We start from the raw sequence: 20,963 nt of genomic DNA on the forward strand, positions 1-20,963 counted from the left end.
ATATTTTGTTTGAACGTCCTGACGTTGGAGAGCGAGCGGTTCTCGTACACATCGAGTTCACCGCCCACGATGGTTCTGAAGACCCGGGTGAGTTTCATGAGCTGGTAACTTCGGCGGGTGTCGAACCGGTAGATATGGTGACCGGTACACGGAAACAGCCCAGCCCCCGGCTATTCGTTGGCGAAGGTAAACTCGAGGAAATTCGCGACGCGATAGTGGCCAGCGAAGCCGATGTGGTGTTGTTTAACCACGCTTTGAGCCCGAGCCAGGAGCGCAACATCGAGCATGAGCTCAAGTGTCGGGTATTAGACCGAACCGGTGTTATTCTCGACATTTTTGCCCAGCGTGCTCGCACCCATGAGGGTAAACTGCAGGTTGAGCTGGCGCAGCTTGAACATATGTCGACACGATTGGTGCGTGGTTGGACCCACCTAGAACGGCAAAAGGGTGGTATCGGCTTGCGTGGACCGGGCGAAACCCAGTTGGAAACCGACCGACGCTTGCTGCGAGAGCGCATTAAGTCGATTCATAAACGGTTGGAAAAGGTCCGTAAACAGCGGGATCAGGGGCGACGGGCTCGTAAACGCGCGGACGTTCCAACCGTATCCCTAGTGGGGTACACCAACGCGGGCAAGTCGACCTTGTTTAATCAGGTCACCACATCGACGGTTTACGCGGCCGATCAGCTATTCGCAACTCTTGACCCGACTCTTCGCAAGTTGGAACTTCCTGATATTGGTTCGGTCGTAGTGGCGGATACCGTAGGGTTTATTCGCCACCTACCGCACAAATTAGTTGAAGCCTTCCGTGCGACGCTGGAAGAAACCCGGCAGGCATCGATACTGCTGCACATCATTGATTGCCATGATGAGCGCCGTGATGAAAACATCGAACAAGTGGAAAACGTGTTGTTGGAAATTGGTGCCGATGAGGTGCCTCAACTGCAGGTTTTCAACAAGATAGACTTGCTGGATGATTTTGAAGCCCGAATCGATCGTAACGAAGACGGTATTCCGGTGAGGGTTTGGGTGTCGGCGATATCCGGAGCAGGTATGGACCTGCTCTTTGATGCCGTTGTAGAACGTCTTGCAGAAGATGTGGTTCACCATTTTGTGTTGCTTGGGCCAGCAGACGGTAAGCTTCGTGCCTTGTTGCATGAGGCAGGTTCTGTACTGAGTGAAGAGCATCGGGAAAGTGGTGATACCGTAGTAGAAGTGCGGCTGCAGAATCGCGATTGGATGCAGTTGCTCAGCCGGGCAGGTGTTAGCCAAGATGAGGTTCGGTTGGAAGATCGAGCACTGTGAATTACGCCGCCTATTGCCGGGGGCTTTATAAATCCCTAGTATTTGCAGCCATTCGAATAAACACGAACGGAGAGAACTATGGCCTGGAATGAACCGGGTGGTAACCGTAACGACAACGATCCCTGGGGAACCGGTGGTCGTCGCGGCAATGATCAGGGGCCACCAGATCTGGACGAGGCTCTGAAAAAGGGGCTCGATAAGCTAAATCGTATGCTGGGCGGCAAAGGCGGCTCTAGCAACAATGGCAGCTCAGGGTCTGGTAGCAAAAACGGTGGTTTTGGTGCCATTTTGGCCATCGCCGCCATATTGGCGTTCGGTTATGTTCTGTACCAATCGTTCTACACCGTAGACGAACAGGAACGAGCAGTCGTGCTGCGCTTCGGTGAATTCAGTCGCACTGAAAGCCCAGGGCTGCGTTTCAAGGTGCCGTTGATTGATTCGGCAACTAAAGTCCGCGTGACCAACGTTCGCTCTGCGCGTTCCAGCGGTCAAATGCTGACTCAAGACGAAAATTTGGTAACCGTGGATCTGCAGGTTCAGTACCGGGTTGGCGATGCCAGGGCTTACGTTCTGAATGTACGGGATTCTAATCAGGCGCTGGCCTTTGCGACCGACAGCGCCCTGCGTCACGAAGTGGGCAGTTCTTCGCTGGATGACGTATTGACGGAAGGGCGTGCGGAATTGGCTGTTCGCGTTGAACAGCGTCTGCAAAGCTTCCTGAAAGAGTACGGCACCGGTCTGGAAATCGTTCGGGTGAACGTTGAAAGCACACAGCCCCCTGCGGCCGTGCAAGATGCTTTCCGCGAGGTTCAGCGGGCTCGTGAAGATGAGCAGCGTGCGAAAGAAGAAGCCGAGACTTACCGTAACAAGATCGTTCCGGAAGCGCGGGGGCAAGCTCAGCGTATGATTGAAGAAGCCAACGCTTATAAGGCCGAAGTGATTGAGCGGGCTCGCGGTGAAACTGCGCGTTTCAATCAGTTGCTGGCTGTGTACGAACAGGCTCCGGTGGTTACGCGTGAACGTATGTATATTCAAACCCTGGAGCAGGTTTTGGGTAATAGCAGCAAGATCTTTGTGGACACCGAAAGTAGCGGCAACATGATGTACCTGCCTTTGGACAGGCTGACTCAGGGGCGGATGTCGAACTCCGGGTCCCGTTCATCCCAGTCAGGTGATCAGCAAGTCGACGTTCAGACGCTGACCGATCAAGTTCTTCAAGAGCTGCGCGCGCGTCAGGATGGAAACACTCGGAGGAGTAGATAAGTTATGGGACCTAAAGGTGTATTGGGCCTTGCAGGCACTCTTATCGTCGTCCTGCTCGTGCTGTCTAGTGTATTCATCATTCCTGAGACGCACCGTGGTGTGAAGCTCCGTTTTGGTGAGTTGGTTCAAACCGATATTCAGGCGGGTATCCACTTCAAAGTGCCGGTCATTGATCAGATTCGGGAGTTCGATATTCGGGTTCTGACCATGGATCTTCCGTCGCGTCAGTACCTCACCATCGAGAAAAAACCTCTGGATGTGGATTCGTACGTGGCTTGGAAAATCCGTGACGTAGACCAGTTCTACCGTGCGACCGGCGGCGATGAGCGCCGTGCGGAAACACTGATTTTGTCTCGAGTCGATAACGGCTTGCGTGATGAGTTTGGTGTGCGGACCATGCACGAAGTGGTCTCCGGTCAGCGTGATGAGTTGATGCATGCACTGAGAGATCGTGCCAACGAAACCGCAGTGAAAGAATTTGGTATTGAAATTCTGGATATTCGGGTTAAAGCGATCGAGTTCCCGGGCGCAGTCAGTGAAAACGTTTATCGTCGGATGGCGACTGAGCGTCATAAACTGGCTCAGGAATTTCGTTCCCGCGGTTTGGAATTGGCGGAAGGGATTCGTGCTGACGCAGATCGCCAGCAAACCGTAACCTTGGCAAATGCCTTTGCCGAAGCGGAAACAACCCGAGGTGAAGGTGACGGTGAAGCGGCTCAAATTTATGCCGAATCTTATGGCAGCAATCAAGAGTTTTACAGCTTTTACCGTAGCTTGCAGGCTTACGAGAAAACATTTGCCGGCAAAGATGACATCATGGTTATCGACTCCGACAGTGCTTTCATGAAGTTCCTGAAGGACCCGGCGGGCGTCAACTAAAACAGTTGGCTCGAAAGGAAAACCGGAATACCTAGGTATTCCGGTTTTTTTGTGTCTGCCAAGGGTGTAGAATCTTTCCGGTTTTGTTTGGGCATTTCTTCGCCTAGCATCTTGAACCCTGAGTCATTCCCCCGGCATCTGAGCCGGTGACGGAAAAACGGACAACAGAATCTCATGACAGTATCTGATCGCTGGTTACTGCCAGATGGAGTTGAAGACATTCTTCCTCCGCTGGCCGGACGGATCGAGTCCCTGCGCCGGGATGTAATGGACACCTGCCAACGCTGGGGTTACCAATTGGTTATCCCGCCCCTGATCGAGTACCTGGAGTCCCTGTTTACAGGAACCGGACACGACCTGGAGTTGCAGACGTTCAAGCTGACCGATCAACTCACCGGCCGCATGATGGGTGTGCGGGCCGATATGACACCGCAAGCCGCTCGGATTGATGCGCACACGCTGGGCCAGGAAGGTATTACCCGCCTTTGTTATGCCGGTCATGTGTTGCATACCCGCCCGCGTCATATGCTGACAGGACGAACGCCGATACAGGCCGGGTGTGAGTTGTTTGGTAGCACCTCAGAAGCGGCGGATATGGAAATCATCAGCCTGATGCTGGAAGCCCTTCGGGTAGCCGGATTGCCGCGTGTGCATCTGGATCTGGCTCACGTTTCTATTTATGAAAGCCTGATTGCCAGCTCTGGGTTTGATAAAGACACCGAAGCGGCTGTTTTTGACGCAATGGCTCGAAAGTCGGTTCCGGAATTGGACCGGTTGCTGGGTGACTGTGAACCTGGCTCGGCAGGCGCCCGTTTGTGTGATCTCGCTCGTGTAAACGGTGGAGTAGAAGCGTTGGAGCAGGCTCGAGTGATATTGGGTGGTGCATCTGAAGCGCTCGATGCAGCTTTAAATAAGCTGACCCGCGTAGTGGAGATGCTAAGCCGTGATTTCCCGGAAGTCAGTTTGGGCTTCGATTTCTGCGAATTGCGTGGCTACAACTATCACACCGGCTTGGTATTTGCTGCCTATGTTCCCGGTCATGGTGATGCGGTCGCCAAGGGTGGTCGTTACGATGCCATTGGCAGTGATTTTGGACGTGCCCGGCCTGCAACCGGTTTCAGTCTGGACATTCGCGCGTTGGTGTCTCTGGGTGAGCGTGTACACCATCACTCAGGGGCTATATGGGCACCTGCAGTTGAAGAGTCCGCGCTTGAAGGTGTGATTTCTGGTCTGCGAATGACGGAAACTGTGATTAGACAATTGCCGGGTGACGAACCTGCAGATCCCGCGTTGCAAGGTTGTGATCGTCAGTTGGTGAAAAAAGACGGGCAATGGGTTGTGGAAATGCTGGGCTGATTTTATCGCCGGTATTCAACGAATATTCCTGAGTAAATGTGCAAGGCGCGTTCCTTCGGGCCGCCTGATGTGAGAGAGAATCATGGGTAAAAATGTTGTTGTGCTGGGTACCCAGTGGGGTGATGAAGGTAAAGGCAAGATCGTTGACCTTCTGACAGAAAAAGTGTCAGCAGTGGTGCGCTTTCAGGGCGGTCACAATGCCGGCCACACACTGGTCATCGAGGGCAAGAAGACGGCGTTGCACCTGATCCCTTCCGGTATTTTGCGGAAGAATGTCCACTGCTTGATCGGTAATGGCGTTGTTCTGTCACCGGAAGCGTTGCTTAAAGAAGTTCGTGAACTCGAAGCCAACGGCGTTGAGGTTCGTGAGCGCCTGAAGATCAGTCTGGCATGCCCGATCATTTTGCGTACCCACGTTCGCATTGATCAGGCACGTGAGCGGGCGAAGGGCGAAGACAAAATCGGTACGACTGGCCGTGGTATCGGCCCGGCCTACGAAGACAAGGTTTCTCGACGTGGCGTTCGTGTGGGTGACCTGTACAACATGGAAGACTTCGAGGTTAAGCTTCGTGAGATCATGTCTTACCACAACTTTGTGCTGACGGAATATTTCAAAGAAGAGGCCGAAGACATCGATGCAGCTTTGGTTGAACTGAAGCAGATGGCGGAAGAAATTCTGCCAATGGCGGCGGACGTAACCGACATCCTGCACGATCACCGCAAGCGCGGCGAGCACATCCTGTTTGAGGGTGCTCAAGGTTCTTTGCTTGATATCGATCTCGGCACCTACCCTTACGTAACTTCGTCCAACACTACCGCTGGCGGCACGGCAACTGGTTCTGGCTTTGGACCTCTGTATCTGGATTACGTGCTGGGTATTACCAAAGCTTACACCACGCGTGTTGGCTCAGGCCCGTTCCCGACGGAATTGTTTTGCGACATGGGTGAGCACCTGGCGGTTAAAGGTAACGAAGTCGGTACCACGACTGGTCGTTCCCGTCGTTGTGGTTGGTTCGATGCTGTCGCTTTGCGTCACGCGATTCAGATAAACAGTGTGTCGGGTATCTGCCTGACCAAGCTGGACGTTCTAGACGGATTGGAAACCGTGAAGGTGTGCGTCGGCTACAAAACGCCGCACGGAGAGATTACTCGTCCGCCGATTGGTTGCGATACCTTCAAGGATATTGAGCCGATCTTCGAGGAGCTGCCGGGCTGGAGTGAAAGCACCTTTGGCTTGACCACTGTTGAGGAACTGCCGGAGAATGCAAAAGCGTATATCCGCTTCCTGGAAGAGCAAATCGAAGCGCCGATCGATATCATCTCTACTGGCCCTGATCGTGTAGAGACGATCACTCTGAGGCACCCGTTCGGGGAATAAGCTTCAGAGTCAAAAAAACCGCCTTTAGCGTGAGCTTCAGGCGGTTTTTTTATGGCCGAATATGCGGTCAGGGCTTCTCGGCAATGATCGTTGCCCGTTTCGGGCCGGGATAGCCTTCGATGGTCTTTGAGGAATCGTTTGGATCCAGGAAGTCAGCCAATGAGTTGAACCGCATCCAGTCGGTTTGCCGTTGTTCTTCGGTGGTCGTGTCGCTGACATCTACCACGCGAGCATTGCGGAAGCCTGCGCGTTCGAGCCATCGAATCAAGGTAGGGCAGCTGGGCAAGAACCAGACGTTACGCATCTGACCATAACGATCTTCCGGCATCAGAGTGAAGCCTTCGGGGCCGTCCACAACCAATGTTTCCAGGACCAGTTCACCACCTCGGCGTAAGGTACCTTTCAGGTCAAGCAAGTGGTCAATCGGTGAGCGTCGGTGATACAACACGCCCATCGAGAAAGTGGTGTCGAAATGTTCGAGGTTTTCCGGCAGATCTTCCATGCGTATTGGCAAAAGATCGACGGGAGTTTTGCCGAGATAATTTTTCACCGCCAAAAACTGAAACATGAACAATAAGCCGGGGTCGATGCCCACGACTTGTCGAGCGCCGGCGCCGGCCATGCGCCAGCAGTGGTAACCGGAGCCGCAACCGACATCGAGAATAGCGCGCCCTTTCAAATCAGCAAGGTGGGGCGCGACCCGATCCCATTTCCAGTCTGAACGCCACTCGGTATCCACGTGGGTGTCGAAAAAATTGAAGGGGCCTTTGCGCCAGGGCATTAAGCCGCGTAACCCAAGCTCCAGATTTTCGGCATCCGGTTCGCTTAATGGTTGCTCAGTGGTCACGGTCACGGCAGACGCATTCAGTTCCACTTTAGCGGGAATGTCTGTCGGTAAGGCTTCAAGCGCTGCGTGCCAGCGTGCCATGTCACCGTGTGGGTTGTCTTCGAAACGGCGTATCAGCTGGGCTGTCAAAACCTCGGCCCATGCGGCCTGATCGCTGTTGTTGAGATAATCGATAAACGAGGAGAAATGTTCGCGCCAGTCGAAAGCAGCCATAGGTGTCGCAGGGTCCGGAGGTTAAGGGTTCTTGATGGCCAGCATGGAAACAAAGTTGAAACACTGATACCACACCAGTACTTGATCAAAGCCGGTGTCGAGAAGCCGTTGCTTGTGGGTGTTCAGGGTTTCGGGAATCATGATGTTTTCAATCGCCGCCCGTTTCTGGCTGATCTCCAGATCCGAGTAACCATTGGCGCGTTTGAACTCATGATGCAGCTGAGTTTGGGTGTCCTGTTCCGTCTCGGATTCGAAACGGATTTTTTCAGACAGAATCAGTACGCCGCCCGGGAGGGTGGCATCGGCGATTCGTGCCAGTAGATCTTTTCGCTTTTCAGGCGGGACGAACTGAAGCGTGAAGTTGAGGGTGGTAACCGAAGCGCGGCTCAGCTCTGTGGTCAGAATGTCTTCGCAGCGCAGGGAAACCGGCAGCTCGTGGTCGTCGAGCGCGACATAGTGTTCGCATCGCTCGATCATGGCGCGGGAGTTGTCCACCCCCACCAATGTGCAGTCGGAATGGGGAATTCCGTGGCGCATGGCCAGTGTCGAGGCGCCCAATGAACAGCCCAGATCGTAGCAGTGAGAGCCAGGTTGAACGTATTGCTCGGTAATGACCTCGATCATCGGAATGATCGTGGTGTAACCGGGTACCGAACGCCGAATCATATCCGGAAAGACTCGAGCCACTGAGGCATCAAAACGAAAGTCTTCAGGGTTGCGCTCGGTAGCGAACAGGCGATCCGTCATTTGCGGTACTTGCGCTGGTTTTTTACGGCTCATCGCTATCCCCGACTTTAGGTTTTACCGGATCCCGATCGGTTGGCGATGGCCGGGCACAGCGCACACCACGATTCTTGTAGTCCACCAGAATACCGCGGAACGAAGGGTCGACGTCGGCTGCAATGGCAAGATAACCGTTTTCACACACCGCGTGCAGCCCGGAGGGCTTGCGAGACATCCGAAATTCTTCACCCGGCGCCACGTGAATGGCTTGGAAGTCGCCTACGGGAACATGGTCTTTATTGTCCGAATGCTTGATTTTTCCGCCAACCTCCAGTGCCGTTACTGTGCTGATGATGGCAATCACCGCGGTCACAATAAGGGCACGTGCCGAATAGCGGTTTTCACTTTCGCTCATGGTTACCTCTTTGAGAAGTCAGTGTTCAGAATTGTCCCGGAAGCGTTAGAGCTGGCTCTTGCAGGGCAGAGAGTTGTTCCCGCAGGGACAGGACTTGGTCAGACCAGAAACGCGGCTGCGCAAACCAGGGGAAAAAACGGGGGAATGCAGGATCTTCCCAGCGCCTTGCCAGCCATGCGCAGTGGGCAATTTGGCGATAGCAGCGTAGGGGTTCTATCAGATGCCGTTCCCGGCGATCAAAATCCCGGAAGGTTTCGTAGCCTTCAAGCAGCTCGCCCAGCTGACTGCCGCGCTCATTCGTTTCACCGTTCAACAGCAGCCACATATCTTGCACGGCGGGGCCAGTGCGGCAGTCGTCTAAATCGACAAACAGCATGGCTTCGTCACGGCAAAGAATATTACCCGCGTGACAATCCCCGTGGATCCGGAGCGTATTTACATCGCCAGCGTCGTCCATGCGCTGCTTGCAGCCATCGATTAAATCCGGGATCAGGCTGTCCCAGGCGGGCCGAAGATCGTTAGGAATCCAGCCGCCGTTAACGAGTAAAGCGTTGTGTTCTTCTAGCCCCCGAATCAGGTCAAATCCTGGCCGATGCTCGAAGCTTTTGGTTGCGCCCAGATTGTGGATTTGGCCTAGCCATTGGCCCAGGCGATAGAGCGTATCGGTTACGCTGGTGTCCGGTGCCTGGCCCCCACGTTGAGGAAATACCGCGAAACGGAAGTCGCCATGGAGGCCTAGAGTGTTGCCGTTGCGCAATGTCAGAGGGGCGACGACAGGAATGTCTGCAGCTTGCAGGTCCAGCGTAAATTCGTGTTCTTCGTGGATGGCGGCATCAGACCAGCGGCTGGGGCGATAAAATTTCGCGATGACCGGAGAGCCTTCGTCCAATCCGACCTGATACACCCGATTTTCATAACTGTTCAACGCAAACAGCCGTCCACTGACGGCGAAACCGGCTTCTTCCATGGCATCCAGAATAATTTCCGGTTTCAGGGTGTCGTACGGATGGGGGGAAGTGGTTATGTCAGAGGACTCGTTTTGCATAGTAATCAGAAGGCCGAGTGTTGTTGTGACTTCATGAATTGTAAATGGTACCAGTTTTCATCCAGTTCCCAGCGCACGCGGTTAATGCTCGGAGATGCCAACACAATGTCCCCAGCCCGCGCCTGAACCTGAGCCAGTTCCCGTTCTGCTTTTTGCCAGTCGCGATGGGTGTCGGCCAGATGCTTCATCCCGGGAAACACCACTGACAAGGCCTGTTGTGTTGAAAGGCTGTGGGACCGAAGCGAACTGATGGTGGCCGTGTCACCTTCTACTCGTAATACCCGGTGTTGATAAGGGTAGCTGGAAACCACTTTGTCAGCTTTCAGTTGGTCGTTCAGGCTAGTGACTTCAAAGCCACGCCAAGCAATCCAGCCTACAAAGAGTGCGGCGACGATCATTACCGTTAGAAACTGCTTCCTGTCGGACATTTTCCATGCTCCGTGCATCCGTTGCGCTTGGGGTAAAGTATAACGGTTCTGAAAGCTCAGGTAATGCAACGCTGGGCTATCTGGGTTAATTTCAGGCAGTGGATTGATTAGCAGGGCTGAAAAGTGGATTGCGAAAGCTACAAAGTTCAAACGGTTGTCATCGGAGCCGGAGTTGTGGGTCTGGCCATTGCTCGTGAGCTGGCCCTGTCGGGGCGTGAGGTTTTGGTACTTGAAAGCGGCGAGAGGTTTGGCGAAGGAATTTCTTCCCGGAACAGCGAGGTGATTCATGCCGGTATTTATTATCCGGCGAATTCCCTCAAAGCGGCTTTTTGCGTGCGGGGGCGCGAGTTGCTCTACGAATATTGTGTCAGTAGAAAGGTGGGGCATCGTAAATGCGGTAAATGGATTGTAGCGACCGACGAACGTCAGGCGGCGAGGCTCGATGCTATTCACCGGCAGGCGGAAACGAACGGGGTTCATCTGCATCTGGCCTCAGGTGATACAGTGAAAGCGCAGTGCTCGAAGGTGAGGGCTATGGCGGGTCTGTGGTCATCGCAGACGGGCATCGTCGACACCCATGCATTGATGCTGTCGCTGTTGGGTGAGTTGGAAGATGCAGGCGGACAACTTGTGCTGAACAGTCCTGTAGTCGCCGCGGAAAGCTTACACTGCGGCCATCGCCTCACCGTCGGAGCCGATGCTTCGGTTACCTTGGAGGCTAGTGAAGTGATTAACGCTGCAGGCTTGGGTGCACCGGGGCTTGCGTGTGACTGGTTGGGTCTTTCGGAGACAGTAAAGCCCGAGCAATGGTTGGCCCGCGGCGTATATTTCAGCTACAGCGGTCGACACCCGTTCAATCATTTGATTTACCCTTTGCCGGAACCTGGCGGACTGGGTGTGCATTTAACGTTGGATCTGGCTGGGCAAGCCCGTTTCGGGCCAGACGTTGAATGGGTTGATACAGAAGATTACACCGTGGACCCCAGTCGGCTTCGGGCTTTTGTTGAGGGGATTCGCCAGTGGTGGCCGTCGCTCGATGCTAGTCGGCTCCAACCTGCTTATGCCGGTATTCGACCCAAACTTGCGGGGCCGGATGGCGGTTTTTCGGATTTCCGGATCGACGGGCCTGAGGTTCATGGCCTTGCTGGTCTGGTTCATCTTTACGGCATCGAATCGCCGGGCCTGACCTCCTGTCTCGCCATCGCCGAATACGTTAAGCAGCAGTTGGGTTAGCCGAGGGTGCGAGCCAAAGCCCAGATTTGAATGTCTCGGGCTCCGGCTCCGGCTAACTCTATGGCAAGTGCTCGCGTGGTAGCGCCCGTTGTTACCACATCGTCAATAATGGCGACCCGCTCCGGAATCGGTGCACAAACCTCGAATACTGAGCTCAGATTACTCAATCGTCCGTCTCTGTTAAGGCCCCGTTGAGCACGCACTTTGCGTTTGCGCCGAACCGCTTGGCTTCCGACCGGGATTTTGAGACGTCGCCCTAGGTATTCGGCAATATCCTGTGATTGATTGAACCCACGTTGCCATCGGCGCTGCCAGTGCATGGGAGCTGGAATCAGCAGTTCCGGACGTTCTGATTCGGTCAGGGTGCGTTCCAGATAGTCAGTGAAATCCGCGAGCAACGGTCGCGCAAATTTACGGTGTCCTTGGTATTTGTAACGGCCGATCATGCTGTCTACAGGGAATTGATAGCGCCAGGGGATCAATGAACGTGTGAAGGGTGGTGGTTGTGTAAGACATTCGCCACAGCGCCTGACGGAGCCGGAAAAGGCCAAGGGCAGGGCGCAAGTGTCGCAATGCAAGCGATTGTGGGGAAGGTCGGCGCGACAGGGTGTGCACAGGCCTTGGTAGGCATGTTTGTTCAAGCAGGTGACGCAGCGGCCGGTTTTCGCTTCCCTGTTAACCAAATGGTCCAATAAGGTTGACAGCGGTTTCAGTCTGTTTATCATCGTGGTTTATCCGTAAACCAATTACCTTGTAAAGGTTAACAGGACTTGAACATGACTGCTACTGCACTGCGACACGACTGGAGCCTTCGGGAGGCTCAAGAGCTGTTTAATCTCCCGTTTAACGATCTCTTGTTCCGCGCTCAGTCGGTGCACCGGGAACATTTTGATCCCAATGAAGTGCAGGTCAGTACGTTGCTGTCTATCAAGACCGGCGCTTGCCCGGAAGATTGTAAATACTGCCCTCAGAGCGGGCATTACAACACCGGCCTTGAAAAAGAAAAGTTGTTAGAGATTGAAAAGGTTGTCGCGGAGGCGCAAGCGGCGAAGCAAAAAGGCGCTTCACGATTCTGTATGGGGGCGGCTTGGCGCAGCCCCTCAAAGAAAGATATGCCTTATGTTCTGGATATGGTTCAGCAGGTGAAATCGCTGGGTCTGGAAACGTGTATGACGCTGGGCATGCTGAAAGAGGAAGAGGCGAAGGAGTTGGCGGAAGCCGGTCTGGACTATTACAACCATAATCTGGACACCTCTGAGAAGTACTACAGTCACATCATCACTACGCGCACTTACCAAGATCGCCTGGATACGCTGGACAACGTTCGTAAGGCCGGTATGAAGGTATGCTGCGGCGGCATTCTGGGGATGGGTGAGGATGAGGATGACCGCGTGGGGCTGTTGGTTCAGTTGGCGAATTTGCCGCAGCATCCTGAGAGTGTGCCGGTGAATATGCTGGTGAAGGTGAAGGGAACGCCGATGGAAGATGTGGAGGATCTGGAACCGTTTGATTTTATCCGGATGCTTGCGGTGGCGCGGATCATGATGCCAGCTTCGCATGTTCGCTTGTCGGCCGGTCGTGAGCAAATGAATGAGCAGATGCAGTCGCTGTGTTTCCTGGCGGGTGCGAATTCTATTTTCTACGGCGAGAAGCTGCTGACGACGTCTAATCCGGAGGCGGATGCGGATATGCAGCTGTTCCGTAAGCTGGGTATTCGTCCTGAGCAGCGGGAGCAGTGTGCCACCGAAGAGCAGCAGGAAGAGGAGTTGGCCGAGGCTGTTGAGTATGAGGCTACGCGGCATATGTTTTACGATGCTTCTCGGGAATCTGCCTGATTTTAAGAGTCAAGTTTTGGTGCCGGTGAAGGTCTGGTGCCGCTTTTCGGGACACGCTCAAGACGTCCCTGTTCGCTTAGGACGGGCCATCCCTGGCCCTTTATAGTCCCGAAAAGCGGCACCAGACCTTCACAGCGAAATTCGGCGGGTATTCCATTTAATGCTTCCTAAAAGGCATTGCCCTTTCCCTAACCGGTTGGTGTCATCTGTATGCGCGATTTTGCCCTCGAGATTGAACAACGGAAACAGACGGGACTTTACCGGACCCGACGTTTGGTCTCTGGCCCGCAACAGCCGGAGTTAACCGCAGATGGTCAGGCGTTGTTGTCGTTTTGTAGCAACGATTATCTGGGCTTGGCCAATCATCCCGACAACATTGAAGCGCTCAAGAATGCCTTACCTGAGACTGGGCTGGGTGGGGCTGCGTCTCATCTTGTGTGTGGTCATCATGATGCTCATCACCGCTTGGAAGAGCGGTTGGCGGATTTTACCCAGCGTAGCAGTGCCTTGTTTTTTTCTACGGGTTATATGGCAAATGTGGGTGTGATTTCGGCGCTGGTGGGGCGGGGCGACACGGTTTTTTCAGATCGCCTGAATCATGCCTCGATCATTGATGGCTGTATTCTTAGCCGAGCCCGGGTTCGGCGTTATGCGCACGGGGATGTCGACGCGCTGAAAGCGATGTTGGCAGACACTTCAGGGCACAAGGTTGTGGTCACCGACGGGGTGTTCAGCATGGACGGCGATGTGGCGCCATTGAAGGCATTGGCACGAGCCTGTAAGGCCCACGATGCCTTGTTGGTGGTGGATGACGCCCACGGCATTGGTGTGCTGGGGCCGCAGGGCCGGGGCAGTGTGCTGTCGGCGGGTTTGTCGGAGGATGATGTGCCGGTTTTGATTGGTACTCTCGGCAAGGCGGTGGGTACCAGTGGGGCTTTCGTGGCGGGTCCGGCGGTGTTGATGGATTATCTGGTGCAAAAAGCGCGAACGTATATTTACACAACGGCGATGCCGCCTGCGATGGCCGCTGCGACGTGCGCCAGCTTGGATCTGATTGAGGCCGATGATCAGCGGCGGACACATCTGAATGGGTTAATCGCGCGTTTTCGTGAAGGTGCGCAGGCGTTGGGCTACGAATTGATGCCGTCTTATACGCCGATTCAGCCCATCATGATTGGCGGCAATGAGGAAGCTTTGGCGCTGAGTCAGACCTTGGAACGGCAAGGCGTGATGGTAACCGCTATTCGGCCGCCGACAGTGCCCGAAGGGCAGGCACGGTTGCGTGTGACCTTGAGTGCTGCGCACAACGAGGAACATGTGGATCGATTATTGGCGGCCCTATGAATATTTTTAATGATTTAACCACGGCTTCTAGCGCGGATGGCGGTACCGGAACCAAAGCCTCGATTGCCTCGGGGTTTGGTGGTGCCAGTCACACGTATGACAGTGCGTCTCGATTGCAAAAAACGATGGGCGACACCATGTTGTCGCGAATTCCGGAGGCTTTTGGTCCGGAGTCGATTCTTGATTTGGGCTGCGGCACCGGTTGGTTTACGCGAAAACTGACAACGCGCTATCCCGAGGCTCGGGTCACCGGCGCGGATTTGTCTCCGGGTATGTTAGCGCGAGCGGAGGCAGCTACAGGATTCGGTGGTGTTAATTGGCTGAATGCCGATGCGGAACAGTTGCCGCTGGCAGACGGGAGCGTTGACCTGGTGTTCAGCAACCTGATGGTGCAATGGAGCCAGCAGCCCGAGGTTGTGCTGGCGGAATGCCAGAGGGTGCTGCGACCGGGCGGATTGTTGGTGATGTCTACGTTGGTGGATGGCACGTTGCGAGAGCTCAAGCAAGCGTGGGCGAAAGCAGACCCAGGGCAGCCGCACGTTAATCGGTTTGTGCCGGCAGAACAATGGCAGCGCCTGACGAGGATGACTTTGACTGGTTCAGCGCTGGAATTGTCGCCGATTCGCCTGCTCTATGACTCACCAATGGCGCTCAATCGGGAGCTGAAACAGTTGGGAGCCGTGTTCAAAGGGGAAGAAAGGCGTCTGACAGTGACGGCTCCGGGTCGCTTTCGGGCGATGTGCAGGGCCTATCCGGGCGCACGGTCTGGTCGGGTGTTCGCGACTTACGAGGCCGGTTGGTTGAACTGGCAAAAGCCCATAGCAGGATAAACACCATGGCAAAGAAAACCTATTTCGTGACAGGTACTGATACAGAGGTGGGCAAAACCATCGTCAGCGCTTCGATTCTCGAGGCCGCCAAGGCGCAGGGTAAACGCACCATTGCCATGAAACCGATTGCCTCTGGTTGTGAGCGAACGTCGGGAGGTCTTCGCAATGAAGATGCACTGATGCTGCAAGCTGCTGTGACCGAAACCATTGCTTACGATGTCATCAACCCAATTGCCTTAGAGCCCGCAATTGCGCCTCATGTAGCGGCGGTTCAAGCGGGGCAGCAGCTTAGTGCTCAGCGTTTGATCGGTTTTTGTCGCGGTCTGCAAATGCGGCCCGCGGATTTGATGCTGATCGAAGGTGCTGGCGGCTGGCGCGTGCCGTTGAACGATCGCGAAACCTATGCGACGGTGCCTCGTGAAATGGGCTTGGGCGTTATCATGGTGGTACCGTTGAAGCTTGGCTGTATCAATCATGCCATGCTGACGGCGGAAGCGATTCGGGCAGATGGACTGATAGTTGCGGGTTGGATTGCAAATCATCCGGAAGCCGATCCCATGAGCTGCGAAAACGAAACCCTCAATTATCTGGTCACGCATCTAGACGCGCCCTGTTTGGGTATTTTGCCCTTCGTGGACGAGGTGCCGGTGGCGGATATGGCCGCTGTTCTGGCTCGCTATCTAAACATATCTCCGTTGTTTGAAAATTAACCAGATTTGTGCGTTAATTGAGGCAATAGTCTGCCACGGGGATCTGCCTCCATGATTAATAATACACTCGGTATCGGTATTCAGGGCATCCAGGACGGCATGGTCGGGATGGATAACGCCGCCCGGAAAATCGCCCGTGGTGGTGCAGATGGTCCGCAAGGCAGTGCAGAAGGGGCGGGCAATCTTGCTGAGCCTATGATCGAGCTTAATCTTTATAAGCGCAGTGTTGAGGCATCGGCACAGGTCGTTAAAACGGCCGATGAAACTATAGGCACTCTGTTGGATATTAAGGTCTGATCAGCGGATACCGCCCGTGAACATATCTCCGCAAGTTTCCTCGGTTTATCCCTCCGTTAGCTCCGTCTCAGTGGCTGGTTTCAGTGGGCCTGTGGTTACTGGATCTGAGAGCACCTCAGGTGAGCAACCCTCTGACGGTGCAAGTCGTTCAATACGTGCGCCGGAACAGGCCTCCGAAGATAAAAATACCAACTCATCAACCGAAAAACCGGAGCAAGAAAAAGAAAACCCGCAAGGGCTGTCCGAGTCCGAACTGAAAGAACTCACCGAGCTCAAAGCCCGTGATCGGGAAGTGCGTGCTCACGAGGCTGCTCACCAAGCGGTGGGAGGCCAGCACGCCGGGGCTATCTCCTACTCGTATGAACGTGGTCCTGATGGCGCTCAATACGCGGTTGGGGGTGAGGTGCCCATCGACGTATCTCCTGTGGCCGGTGACCCTCAGGCGACGATCGAGAAGATGCGAGTTGTTCGTTCGGCTGCCATGGCCCCGGCCCAACCCTCATCGCAGGATCGCGCAGTGGCCGCGCAAGCAATGCAAACTATGTTGCAAGCTCAGGTGGAACTGGCCAAGGGTGAGGGTGAGAGCGCCAGTATTGATGGCGGAGCCGAGGAGGCCAGACAAGCTCAAAGCCCTCAGGACAATCAGTCACGTCAAGCAACAGAAGCGTATCAAAATGTATACGCTATGCAGGGTTACGGATTCGACTCGGACGCTGCCACTTCGATTTTTATTTGACATCCCCCCTCAGGTTAAAGCTCTGAACGCGAAAGGCATATTGCGCTTTCTCGTTCGCCTTCGTTACGTTTGAGAACACAAAACCCGACAAAATTGACTCAATTCTCTTGACAATTCTGTGCTCCAAAACGTATGTTTCAAACAAGTGTTTAATTAAGGCTGTGAAGCGCGAGCTTCACGGTGTCTGAGCAAACCACGGTATAGCTGCAACAACTTCAGCTGCAACCAACATTGAGGTGGATTCAATGCCTGAGTACAAAGCGCCCCTGCGTGATATCAAATTTGTAATGAACGAGCTGCTCGACAGCGAGACACACTACGCCAATTTGGAAGGCGCTGAAGACGCGACTCCAGATATGGTTGATGCCATTATCCAGGAAGGTGCGAAATTTGCTGAGCAGGTACTGTCTCCGCTGAACGCGATCGGCGACCGTGAAGGCTGTACGTGGAGCGAAGACGGTGTTAAAACGCCGACTGGTTTTAAAGAAGCGTATGACCAGTTTGTTGAAGGCGGCTGGCCTTCACTGGCTGCCGATGCCAACTACGGCGGTCAGGGCCTCCCCGATTCGCTGGGCATCGTGATGAGCGAACTGAACGGTACCGCTAACTGGTCTTGGGGTATGTACCCGGGCTTGAGTCATGGTGCGATCAACACGCTGGAAGCACACGGTACTGAAGAACAAAAGCAAACTTATCTGACTAAAATGATCAGCGGTGAGTGGACCGGCACCATGTGCCTGACCGAAGCTCACTGTGGTTCTGACCTGGGCACCCTGCGCTCCAAAGCAGAGCCTAACGCAGACGGTTCATACAGCATCTCCGGCACCAAGATCTTCATCTCGGCCGGTGAGCACGACATGACCGAGAACATCATTCACATCGTTTTGGCTCGTCTGCCGGGCGCACCCGAAGGTACCAAGGGCATCTCCTTGTTCATCGTACCTAAGTGCCTGCCAGCGGAAGACGGTTCTGCCGGTGAGCGTAACGCCGTTTCCTGCGGTTCCATCGAGCACAAGATGGGTATCCACGGTAACGCAACTTGCGTCATGAACTTCGATGGTGCCAAAGGTTGGTTGATCGGACCTGAGAACAAAGGTCTGAACTGCATGTTCACTTTCATGAACACCGCCCGTATCGGTACGGCTATCCAGGGTCTGGGTGCAGCTGAACTGGCTTTCCAGGGCTCTTTGGCGTACGCCAAAGATCGTCTGGCCATGCGTTCATTGAGTGGCGCTAAGAACCCGGAAGGCATCGCTGACCCGATCATCGTTCACCCAGACGTGCGTCGCATGCTGCTGACTCAGAAAGCAGTTGCTGAAGGCGCCCGTGCCCTGATCTACCTGACTGCACAGAAAGCGGATCTGGTGGCTCGTGGCAAAACTGACGAAGAACGCAAAACAGCCGACGAAGCACTGGGCTTCCTGACTCCGATCGCCAAAGCATTCCTGACCGAAATCGGTTACGAAGCTGCGAACCTGGGTATGCAGGTATTCGGTGGTCATGGTTTCATCTCCGAGTGGGGCATGGAGCAGAACGTGCGTGATGCTCGTATCGGCATGATCTATGAAGGTACTACCGGCATCCAGGCTCTGGATCTGTTGGGCCGTAAGGTTCTGATGACTCAGGGCGAGTCTCTGAAAACCTTCACTAAGCAGGTTCACGTGTTCTGCAAAGAAAATGCTGACAATGAACAGCTGAAGCAGTTCGTCGAACCACTGGCTGAAATCAACAAAGAGTGGGGCGACCTGACCATGAAAGTGGGCATGGCCGCTATGAAGAACCGCGAAGAAGTGGGTTCTGCTTCCGTTGACTACCTGATGTACTCCGGTTACGCCGTGTTTGCGTACCTGTGGGCTCAGATGGCCAAGATTGCTCAAGAGAAGCTGGAAGAAGGCACCGCTGAAGAAGCGTTCTACACTGCCAAGCTGCAAACTGCACGCTTCTACTTCACCCGCATGCTGCCGCGCACCAAGACTCACGCCGCAACCATGCTGGCCGGTGCAGATACGTTGCTGGATATGCCGGAAGAAAACTTCGCCCTCTAAGGCTGAGGTTGCTATCTGATTGATAGTGAAAAAAAGCCCGTTCTCTGCAAAGAGGCGGGCTTTTTTCATGAGTTTGAGCCCGTTATTAAGGTAGAATACTCGCCACAAAATAATAACCTTGATACGGACACATTGCCGATCGGGCGGATGCAGCTGAGCCTTCCAAAGAGTGCCATTGTTCAAGCATGCCCCCGAAGAGACTGACTGATTTTCTGGAGAGTTATACATGGCTGATTATCAAGCCCCCCTTCGTGATATGAGTTTCGTACTGAACGAAATGTTTGATGCGCCTGCCTTGTGGGCTTCGCTGCCAAGAATTGCTGAAAACGTTGATCCGGAAACGGCCGATGCCATTCTGGAAGAAGCTGGAAAAATCACCAGCGGCGTTCTGGCCCCTCTGAACCGCGAAGCTGACGAGCAAGGCTGTAAGTGGGACGAAGGAGAAGTCACCAGTCCTGAAGGCTTCAAAGAAGCCTACCAAACCATCGTAGATGGTGGCTGGAATGGTTTGGGTGGCAACCCGGAATTTGGCGGCATGGGCATGCCCAAAACGTTGGTCGCACAATTTGAAGAAATGATGCAGGGTGCCAATATGGCCTTTGGCCTGGCCCCCATGCTGACGGCGGGTGCCTGCTTGGCGTTGAATGCCCACGGCAGCCAAGAGTTGAAGGAAAAGTACCTGCCGAACATGTATTCCGGCGTATGGTCTGGCGCGATGGACCTGACCGAGCCGCACGCGGGTACTGATTTGGGTATTATTCGCACCAAGGCTGAGCCGAACGATGACGGGTCTTTCAACGTCACCGGCACCAAGATTTTCATCACTTGGGGCGAGCACGACATGGCGGAGAACATCATCCACCTGGTGCTGGCCAAGCTCCCGGATGCGCCGAAAGGACCAAAGGGCATCTCTTTGTTTCTGGTTCCGAAGTTCATGGTTAACGACAACGGCTCCCTGGGCGAGCGTAACCAGTTCAGCTGTGGCTCCATTGAAAAGAAAATGGGCATCAAAGGTTCTGCTACTTGCGTCATGAACTTTGATGGTGCCAAAGGCTGGTTAATCGGCGAAGAAAACAAAGGCCTGAACGCCATGTTCACCATGATGAACTATGAGCGTCTGGGCGTTGGCATCCAGGGCATTGGCGCTGCTGAGGCCTCCCTGCAAAGCGCTCGCGAATACGCCAACGAGCGTATCCAAAGCCGTGCACCCACCGGTGCCCAGCAGCCAGAAAAAGCCGCAGACCCGATTCTGGTGCACCCAGACGTGCGTCGTATGCTGCTGACCATGAAGAGCTACGTTGAAGGCGGCCGTGCTTTCTCAACTTACGTGGCCAAGTGGCTGGACATCTCCAAGTACTCCGACAACGACGAACAGCGCAAGCACGCCGAAGGCATGGTTGCTCTGCTGACTCCGGTTGCCAAAGCCTTCCTGACCGACCGTGGTCTGGATACCACCATCATCGGCCAGCAGGTCTTCGGTGGTCACGGTTTCATTCGCGAGTGGGGCCAGGAGCAGTTGGTTCGTGACTGCCGTATCACACAGATCTACGAAGGCACCAATGGTATCCAGGCAATGGATCTGATGGGCCGTAAAGTTGTGGCGAGCCAGGGCAAGCTGTTCGAACTCTTCGCAGAAGACGTGGGTGCATTCATCGAAGAAAACAGCGCTGACGAAGCGCTGCGCCCGTACCTGGAGCCGCTGGCGGCTGCGCTGGAGCGACTGGCTGACACCACTGAGCACGTTATCAAGCAGGCTGCTGAAAACCCCAGCGCCGTTGGCGCTGCGGCAGTCGACTACCTGGACATGTTCGGTTACACCGCGCTGGCCTACATGTGGGCGAAAGCGGTTAAAGCTGCTGCACCGAAGGCAGAAGGTGACACCTCCGGCTTCTACACCGGCAAACTGAAAACAGCACGCTTCTACTTCGAGCGTCTGCTGCCGAAAGCGGTGTCACTGGCTGAAGGCATCCGCAGTGGCAGCGATGCCATGATGGCGCTGGATGCGAACGAAATCTAAACCGATTTCTTAGGTCCGGTAACTGAAAAGCAGGCCTAAGTGGCCTGCTTTTTTGTAGGTACTAA

General features: G+C 54.5%; 20 protein-coding genes. 14 read left to right on the forward strand and 6 right to left on the reverse strand.

From position 1 onward, the window contains the following. Positions 1-2 precede the first annotated feature (2 nt). The 5 genes from hflX (at position 3) to K5L82_RS02825 (ending at position 6,180) form a co-directional block, all read left to right on the forward strand. Complete coding sequence (gene hflX, locus K5L82_RS02805; RefSeq protein WP_228259116.1) at positions 3-1,304, forward strand: ribosome rescue GTPase HflX; 1,302 nt, start codon at positions 3-5, stop codon at positions 1,302-1,304. Between the two features lie 78 nt (positions 1,305-1,382). Continuing rightward, the gene (hflK, locus tag K5L82_RS02810; protein ID WP_223133088.1) at positions 1,383-2,567 is read left to right on the forward strand and encodes an FtsH protease activity modulator HflK; all 1,185 of its coding nucleotides are present in this window, start codon (positions 1,383-1,385) and stop codon (positions 2,565-2,567) included. A gap of 3 nt (positions 2,568-2,570) precedes the next feature. Then, positions 2,571-3,446 (forward strand): protease modulator HflC, encoded by an 876-nt coding sequence (gene hflC, locus K5L82_RS02815; RefSeq protein ID WP_223133089.1) that lies wholly within the window; start codon positions 2,571-2,573, stop codon positions 3,444-3,446. Between the two features lie 174 nt (positions 3,447-3,620). Next, a complete protein-coding gene (locus K5L82_RS02820; protein ID WP_223133090.1) occupies positions 3,621-4,802 on the forward strand; it encodes an ATP phosphoribosyltransferase regulatory subunit in 1,182 nt (393 codons plus the stop codon). Positions 4,803-4,884: 82 nt separating this feature from the next. Then, the gene (locus K5L82_RS02825) at positions 4,885-6,180 is read left to right on the forward strand and encodes an adenylosuccinate synthase (protein WP_223133091.1); all 1,296 of its coding nucleotides are present in this window, start codon (positions 4,885-4,887) and stop codon (positions 6,178-6,180) included. A 67-nt stretch (positions 6,181-6,247) separates the two neighbouring features. Here the strand turns inward: K5L82_RS02825 and cmoB are convergent, their stop codons facing one another. The 5 genes from cmoB to K5L82_RS02850 are packed head-to-tail and all read right to left on the reverse strand — an operon-like array spanning position 6,248 to position 9,851. After that, complete coding sequence (gene cmoB, locus K5L82_RS02830) at positions 6,248-7,240, reverse strand: tRNA 5-methoxyuridine(34)/uridine 5-oxyacetic acid(34) synthase CmoB (protein ID WP_223133092.1); 993 nt, start codon at positions 7,238-7,240, stop codon at positions 6,248-6,250. 21 nt (positions 7,241-7,261) lie between these two features. Beyond that, entirely contained in the window at positions 7,262-8,020 is a 759-nt protein-coding gene (gene cmoA / locus K5L82_RS02835; RefSeq protein ID WP_223133093.1) for a carboxy-S-adenosyl-L-methionine synthase CmoA, read from the reverse strand. Beyond that, positions 8,010-8,378 carry a kinase gene (locus K5L82_RS02840; RefSeq protein WP_223133094.1) on the reverse strand — a complete coding sequence of 123 codons (369 nt, stop codon included), beginning with the start codon at positions 8,376-8,378 and terminating at the stop codon, positions 8,010-8,012. Before K5L82_RS02840 ends, cmoA begins: the two co-directional genes overlap by 11 nt. 25 nt (positions 8,379-8,403) lie before the next feature. Beyond that, positions 8,404-9,423 carry a serine/threonine protein kinase gene (locus K5L82_RS02845; protein ID WP_223133095.1) on the reverse strand — a complete coding sequence of 340 codons (1,020 nt, stop codon included), beginning with the start codon at positions 9,421-9,423 and terminating at the stop codon, positions 8,404-8,406. 5 nt (positions 9,424-9,428) lie between these two features. Further along, complete coding sequence (locus K5L82_RS02850; protein WP_133004875.1) at positions 9,429-9,851, reverse strand: hypothetical protein; 423 nt, start codon at positions 9,849-9,851, stop codon at positions 9,429-9,431. A gap of 123 nt (positions 9,852-9,974) precedes the next feature. On the opposite strand from K5L82_RS02850, the gene K5L82_RS02855 reads away from it, so the two are divergent. Further along, a complete protein-coding gene (locus tag K5L82_RS02855; RefSeq protein WP_223133096.1) occupies positions 9,975-11,084 on the forward strand; it encodes an NAD(P)/FAD-dependent oxidoreductase in 1,110 nt (369 codons plus the stop codon). On the opposite strand, the gene K5L82_RS02860 is transcribed toward K5L82_RS02855, so the two are convergent. After that, positions 11,081-11,809, reverse strand: a complete 729-nt coding sequence (locus K5L82_RS02860) for a ComF family protein (RefSeq protein WP_133004877.1) — start codon at positions 11,807-11,809, stop codon at positions 11,081-11,083. The genes K5L82_RS02855 and K5L82_RS02860 overlap by 4 nt on opposite strands. Positions 11,810-11,860: 51 nt before the next feature. On the opposite strand from K5L82_RS02860, the gene bioB reads away from it, so the two are divergent. The 8 genes from bioB (at position 11,861) to K5L82_RS02900 (ending at position 20,898) form a co-directional block, all read left to right on the forward strand. Beyond that, positions 11,861-12,919 carry a biotin synthase BioB gene (gene bioB, locus K5L82_RS02865; RefSeq protein ID WP_223133097.1) on the forward strand — a complete coding sequence of 353 codons (1,059 nt, stop codon included), beginning with the start codon at positions 11,861-11,863 and terminating at the stop codon, positions 12,917-12,919. 210 nt (positions 12,920-13,129) lie between these two features. Beyond that, complete coding sequence (gene bioF / locus K5L82_RS02870; protein ID WP_223133098.1) at positions 13,130-14,263, forward strand: 8-amino-7-oxononanoate synthase; 1,134 nt, start codon at positions 13,130-13,132, stop codon at positions 14,261-14,263. Further along, positions 14,260-15,093 (forward strand): malonyl-ACP O-methyltransferase BioC, encoded by an 834-nt coding sequence (gene bioC / locus K5L82_RS02875; RefSeq protein WP_223133099.1) that lies wholly within the window; start codon positions 14,260-14,262, stop codon positions 15,091-15,093. Before bioF ends, bioC begins: the two co-directional genes overlap by 4 nt. 5 nt (positions 15,094-15,098) lie before the next feature. Next, positions 15,099-15,803: a dethiobiotin synthase gene (gene bioD, locus K5L82_RS02880; RefSeq protein ID WP_133004881.1), complete on the forward strand. Its 705-nt coding sequence runs from the start codon at positions 15,099-15,101 to the stop codon at positions 15,801-15,803. Between the two features lie 51 nt (positions 15,804-15,854). Then, positions 15,855-16,100: a flagellar basal body rod C-terminal domain-containing protein gene (locus tag K5L82_RS02885; protein ID WP_133004882.1), complete on the forward strand. Its 246-nt coding sequence runs from the start codon at positions 15,855-15,857 to the stop codon at positions 16,098-16,100. A gap of 16 nt (positions 16,101-16,116) precedes the next feature. Continuing rightward, on the forward strand, positions 16,117-16,836 hold the full coding sequence (locus tag K5L82_RS02890; protein ID WP_316933357.1) for a putative metalloprotease CJM1_0395 family protein: 720 nt from the start codon (positions 16,117-16,119) through the stop codon (positions 16,834-16,836). A 245-nt stretch (positions 16,837-17,081) separates the two neighbouring features. After that, positions 17,082-18,881: an acyl-CoA dehydrogenase C-terminal domain-containing protein gene (locus tag K5L82_RS02895; RefSeq protein WP_133004883.1), complete on the forward strand. Its 1,800-nt coding sequence runs from the start codon at positions 17,082-17,084 to the stop codon at positions 18,879-18,881. 226 nt (positions 18,882-19,107) lie between these two features. Further along, complete coding sequence (locus K5L82_RS02900) at positions 19,108-20,898, forward strand: acyl-CoA dehydrogenase C-terminal domain-containing protein (protein ID WP_223133100.1); 1,791 nt, start codon at positions 19,108-19,110, stop codon at positions 20,896-20,898. The last annotated feature ends 65 nt before the right edge of the window (positions 20,899-20,963 follow it).

The organism is Marinobacter sp. AL4B, from assembly GCF_019916045.1.
Classification (GTDB): Bacteria; Pseudomonadota; Gammaproteobacteria; order Pseudomonadales; family Oleiphilaceae; genus Marinobacter.

Bases quoted from the DNA above. Each gene is read 5' to 3' on its own strand.
- bioF (WP_223133098.1), top strand. From the start codon at position 13,130: ATGCGCGATTTTGCCCTCGAGATTGAACAACGGAAACAGACGGGACTT.
- cmoB (WP_223133092.1), bottom strand. From the start codon at position 7,240: ATGGCTGCTTTCGACTGGCGCGAACATTTCTCCTCGTTTATCGATTAT.
- K5L82_RS02860 (WP_133004877.1), bottom strand. From the start codon at position 11,809: ATGATAAACAGACTGAAACCGCTGTCAACCTTATTGGACCATTTGGTT.
- K5L82_RS02895 (WP_133004883.1), top strand. From the start codon at position 17,082: ATGCCTGAGTACAAAGCGCCCCTGCGTGATATCAAATTTGTAATGAAC.
- hflK (WP_223133088.1), top strand. From the start codon at position 1,383: ATGGCCTGGAATGAACCGGGTGGTAACCGTAACGACAACGATCCCTGG.
- cmoA (WP_223133093.1), bottom strand. From the start codon at position 8,020: ATGAGCCGTAAAAAACCAGCGCAAGTACCGCAAATGACGGATCGCCTG.
- bioC (WP_223133099.1), top strand. From the start codon at position 14,260: ATGAATATTTTTAATGATTTAACCACGGCTTCTAGCGCGGATGGCGGT.
- hflC (WP_223133089.1), top strand. From the start codon at position 2,571: ATGGGACCTAAAGGTGTATTGGGCCTTGCAGGCACTCTTATCGTCGTC.
- K5L82_RS02845 (WP_223133095.1), bottom strand. From the start codon at position 9,423: ATGCAAAACGAGTCCTCTGACATAACCACTTCCCCCCATCCGTACGAC.
- K5L82_RS02900 (WP_223133100.1), top strand. From the start codon at position 19,108: ATGGCTGATTATCAAGCCCCCCTTCGTGATATGAGTTTCGTACTGAAC.
- bioD (WP_133004881.1), top strand. From the start codon at position 15,099: ATGGCAAAGAAAACCTATTTCGTGACAGGTACTGATACAGAGGTGGGC.
- K5L82_RS02850 (WP_133004875.1), bottom strand. From the start codon at position 9,851: ATGTCCGACAGGAAGCAGTTTCTAACGGTAATGATCGTCGCCGCACTC.
- K5L82_RS02840 (WP_223133094.1), bottom strand. From the start codon at position 8,378: ATGAGCGAAAGTGAAAACCGCTATTCGGCACGTGCCCTTATTGTGACC.
- K5L82_RS02825 (WP_223133091.1), top strand. From the start codon at position 4,885: ATGGGTAAAAATGTTGTTGTGCTGGGTACCCAGTGGGGTGATGAAGGT.
- K5L82_RS02820 (WP_223133090.1), top strand. From the start codon at position 3,621: ATGACAGTATCTGATCGCTGGTTACTGCCAGATGGAGTTGAAGACATT.
- bioB (WP_223133097.1), top strand. From the start codon at position 11,861: ATGACTGCTACTGCACTGCGACACGACTGGAGCCTTCGGGAGGCTCAA.
- K5L82_RS02885 (WP_133004882.1), top strand. From the start codon at position 15,855: ATGATTAATAATACACTCGGTATCGGTATTCAGGGCATCCAGGACGGC.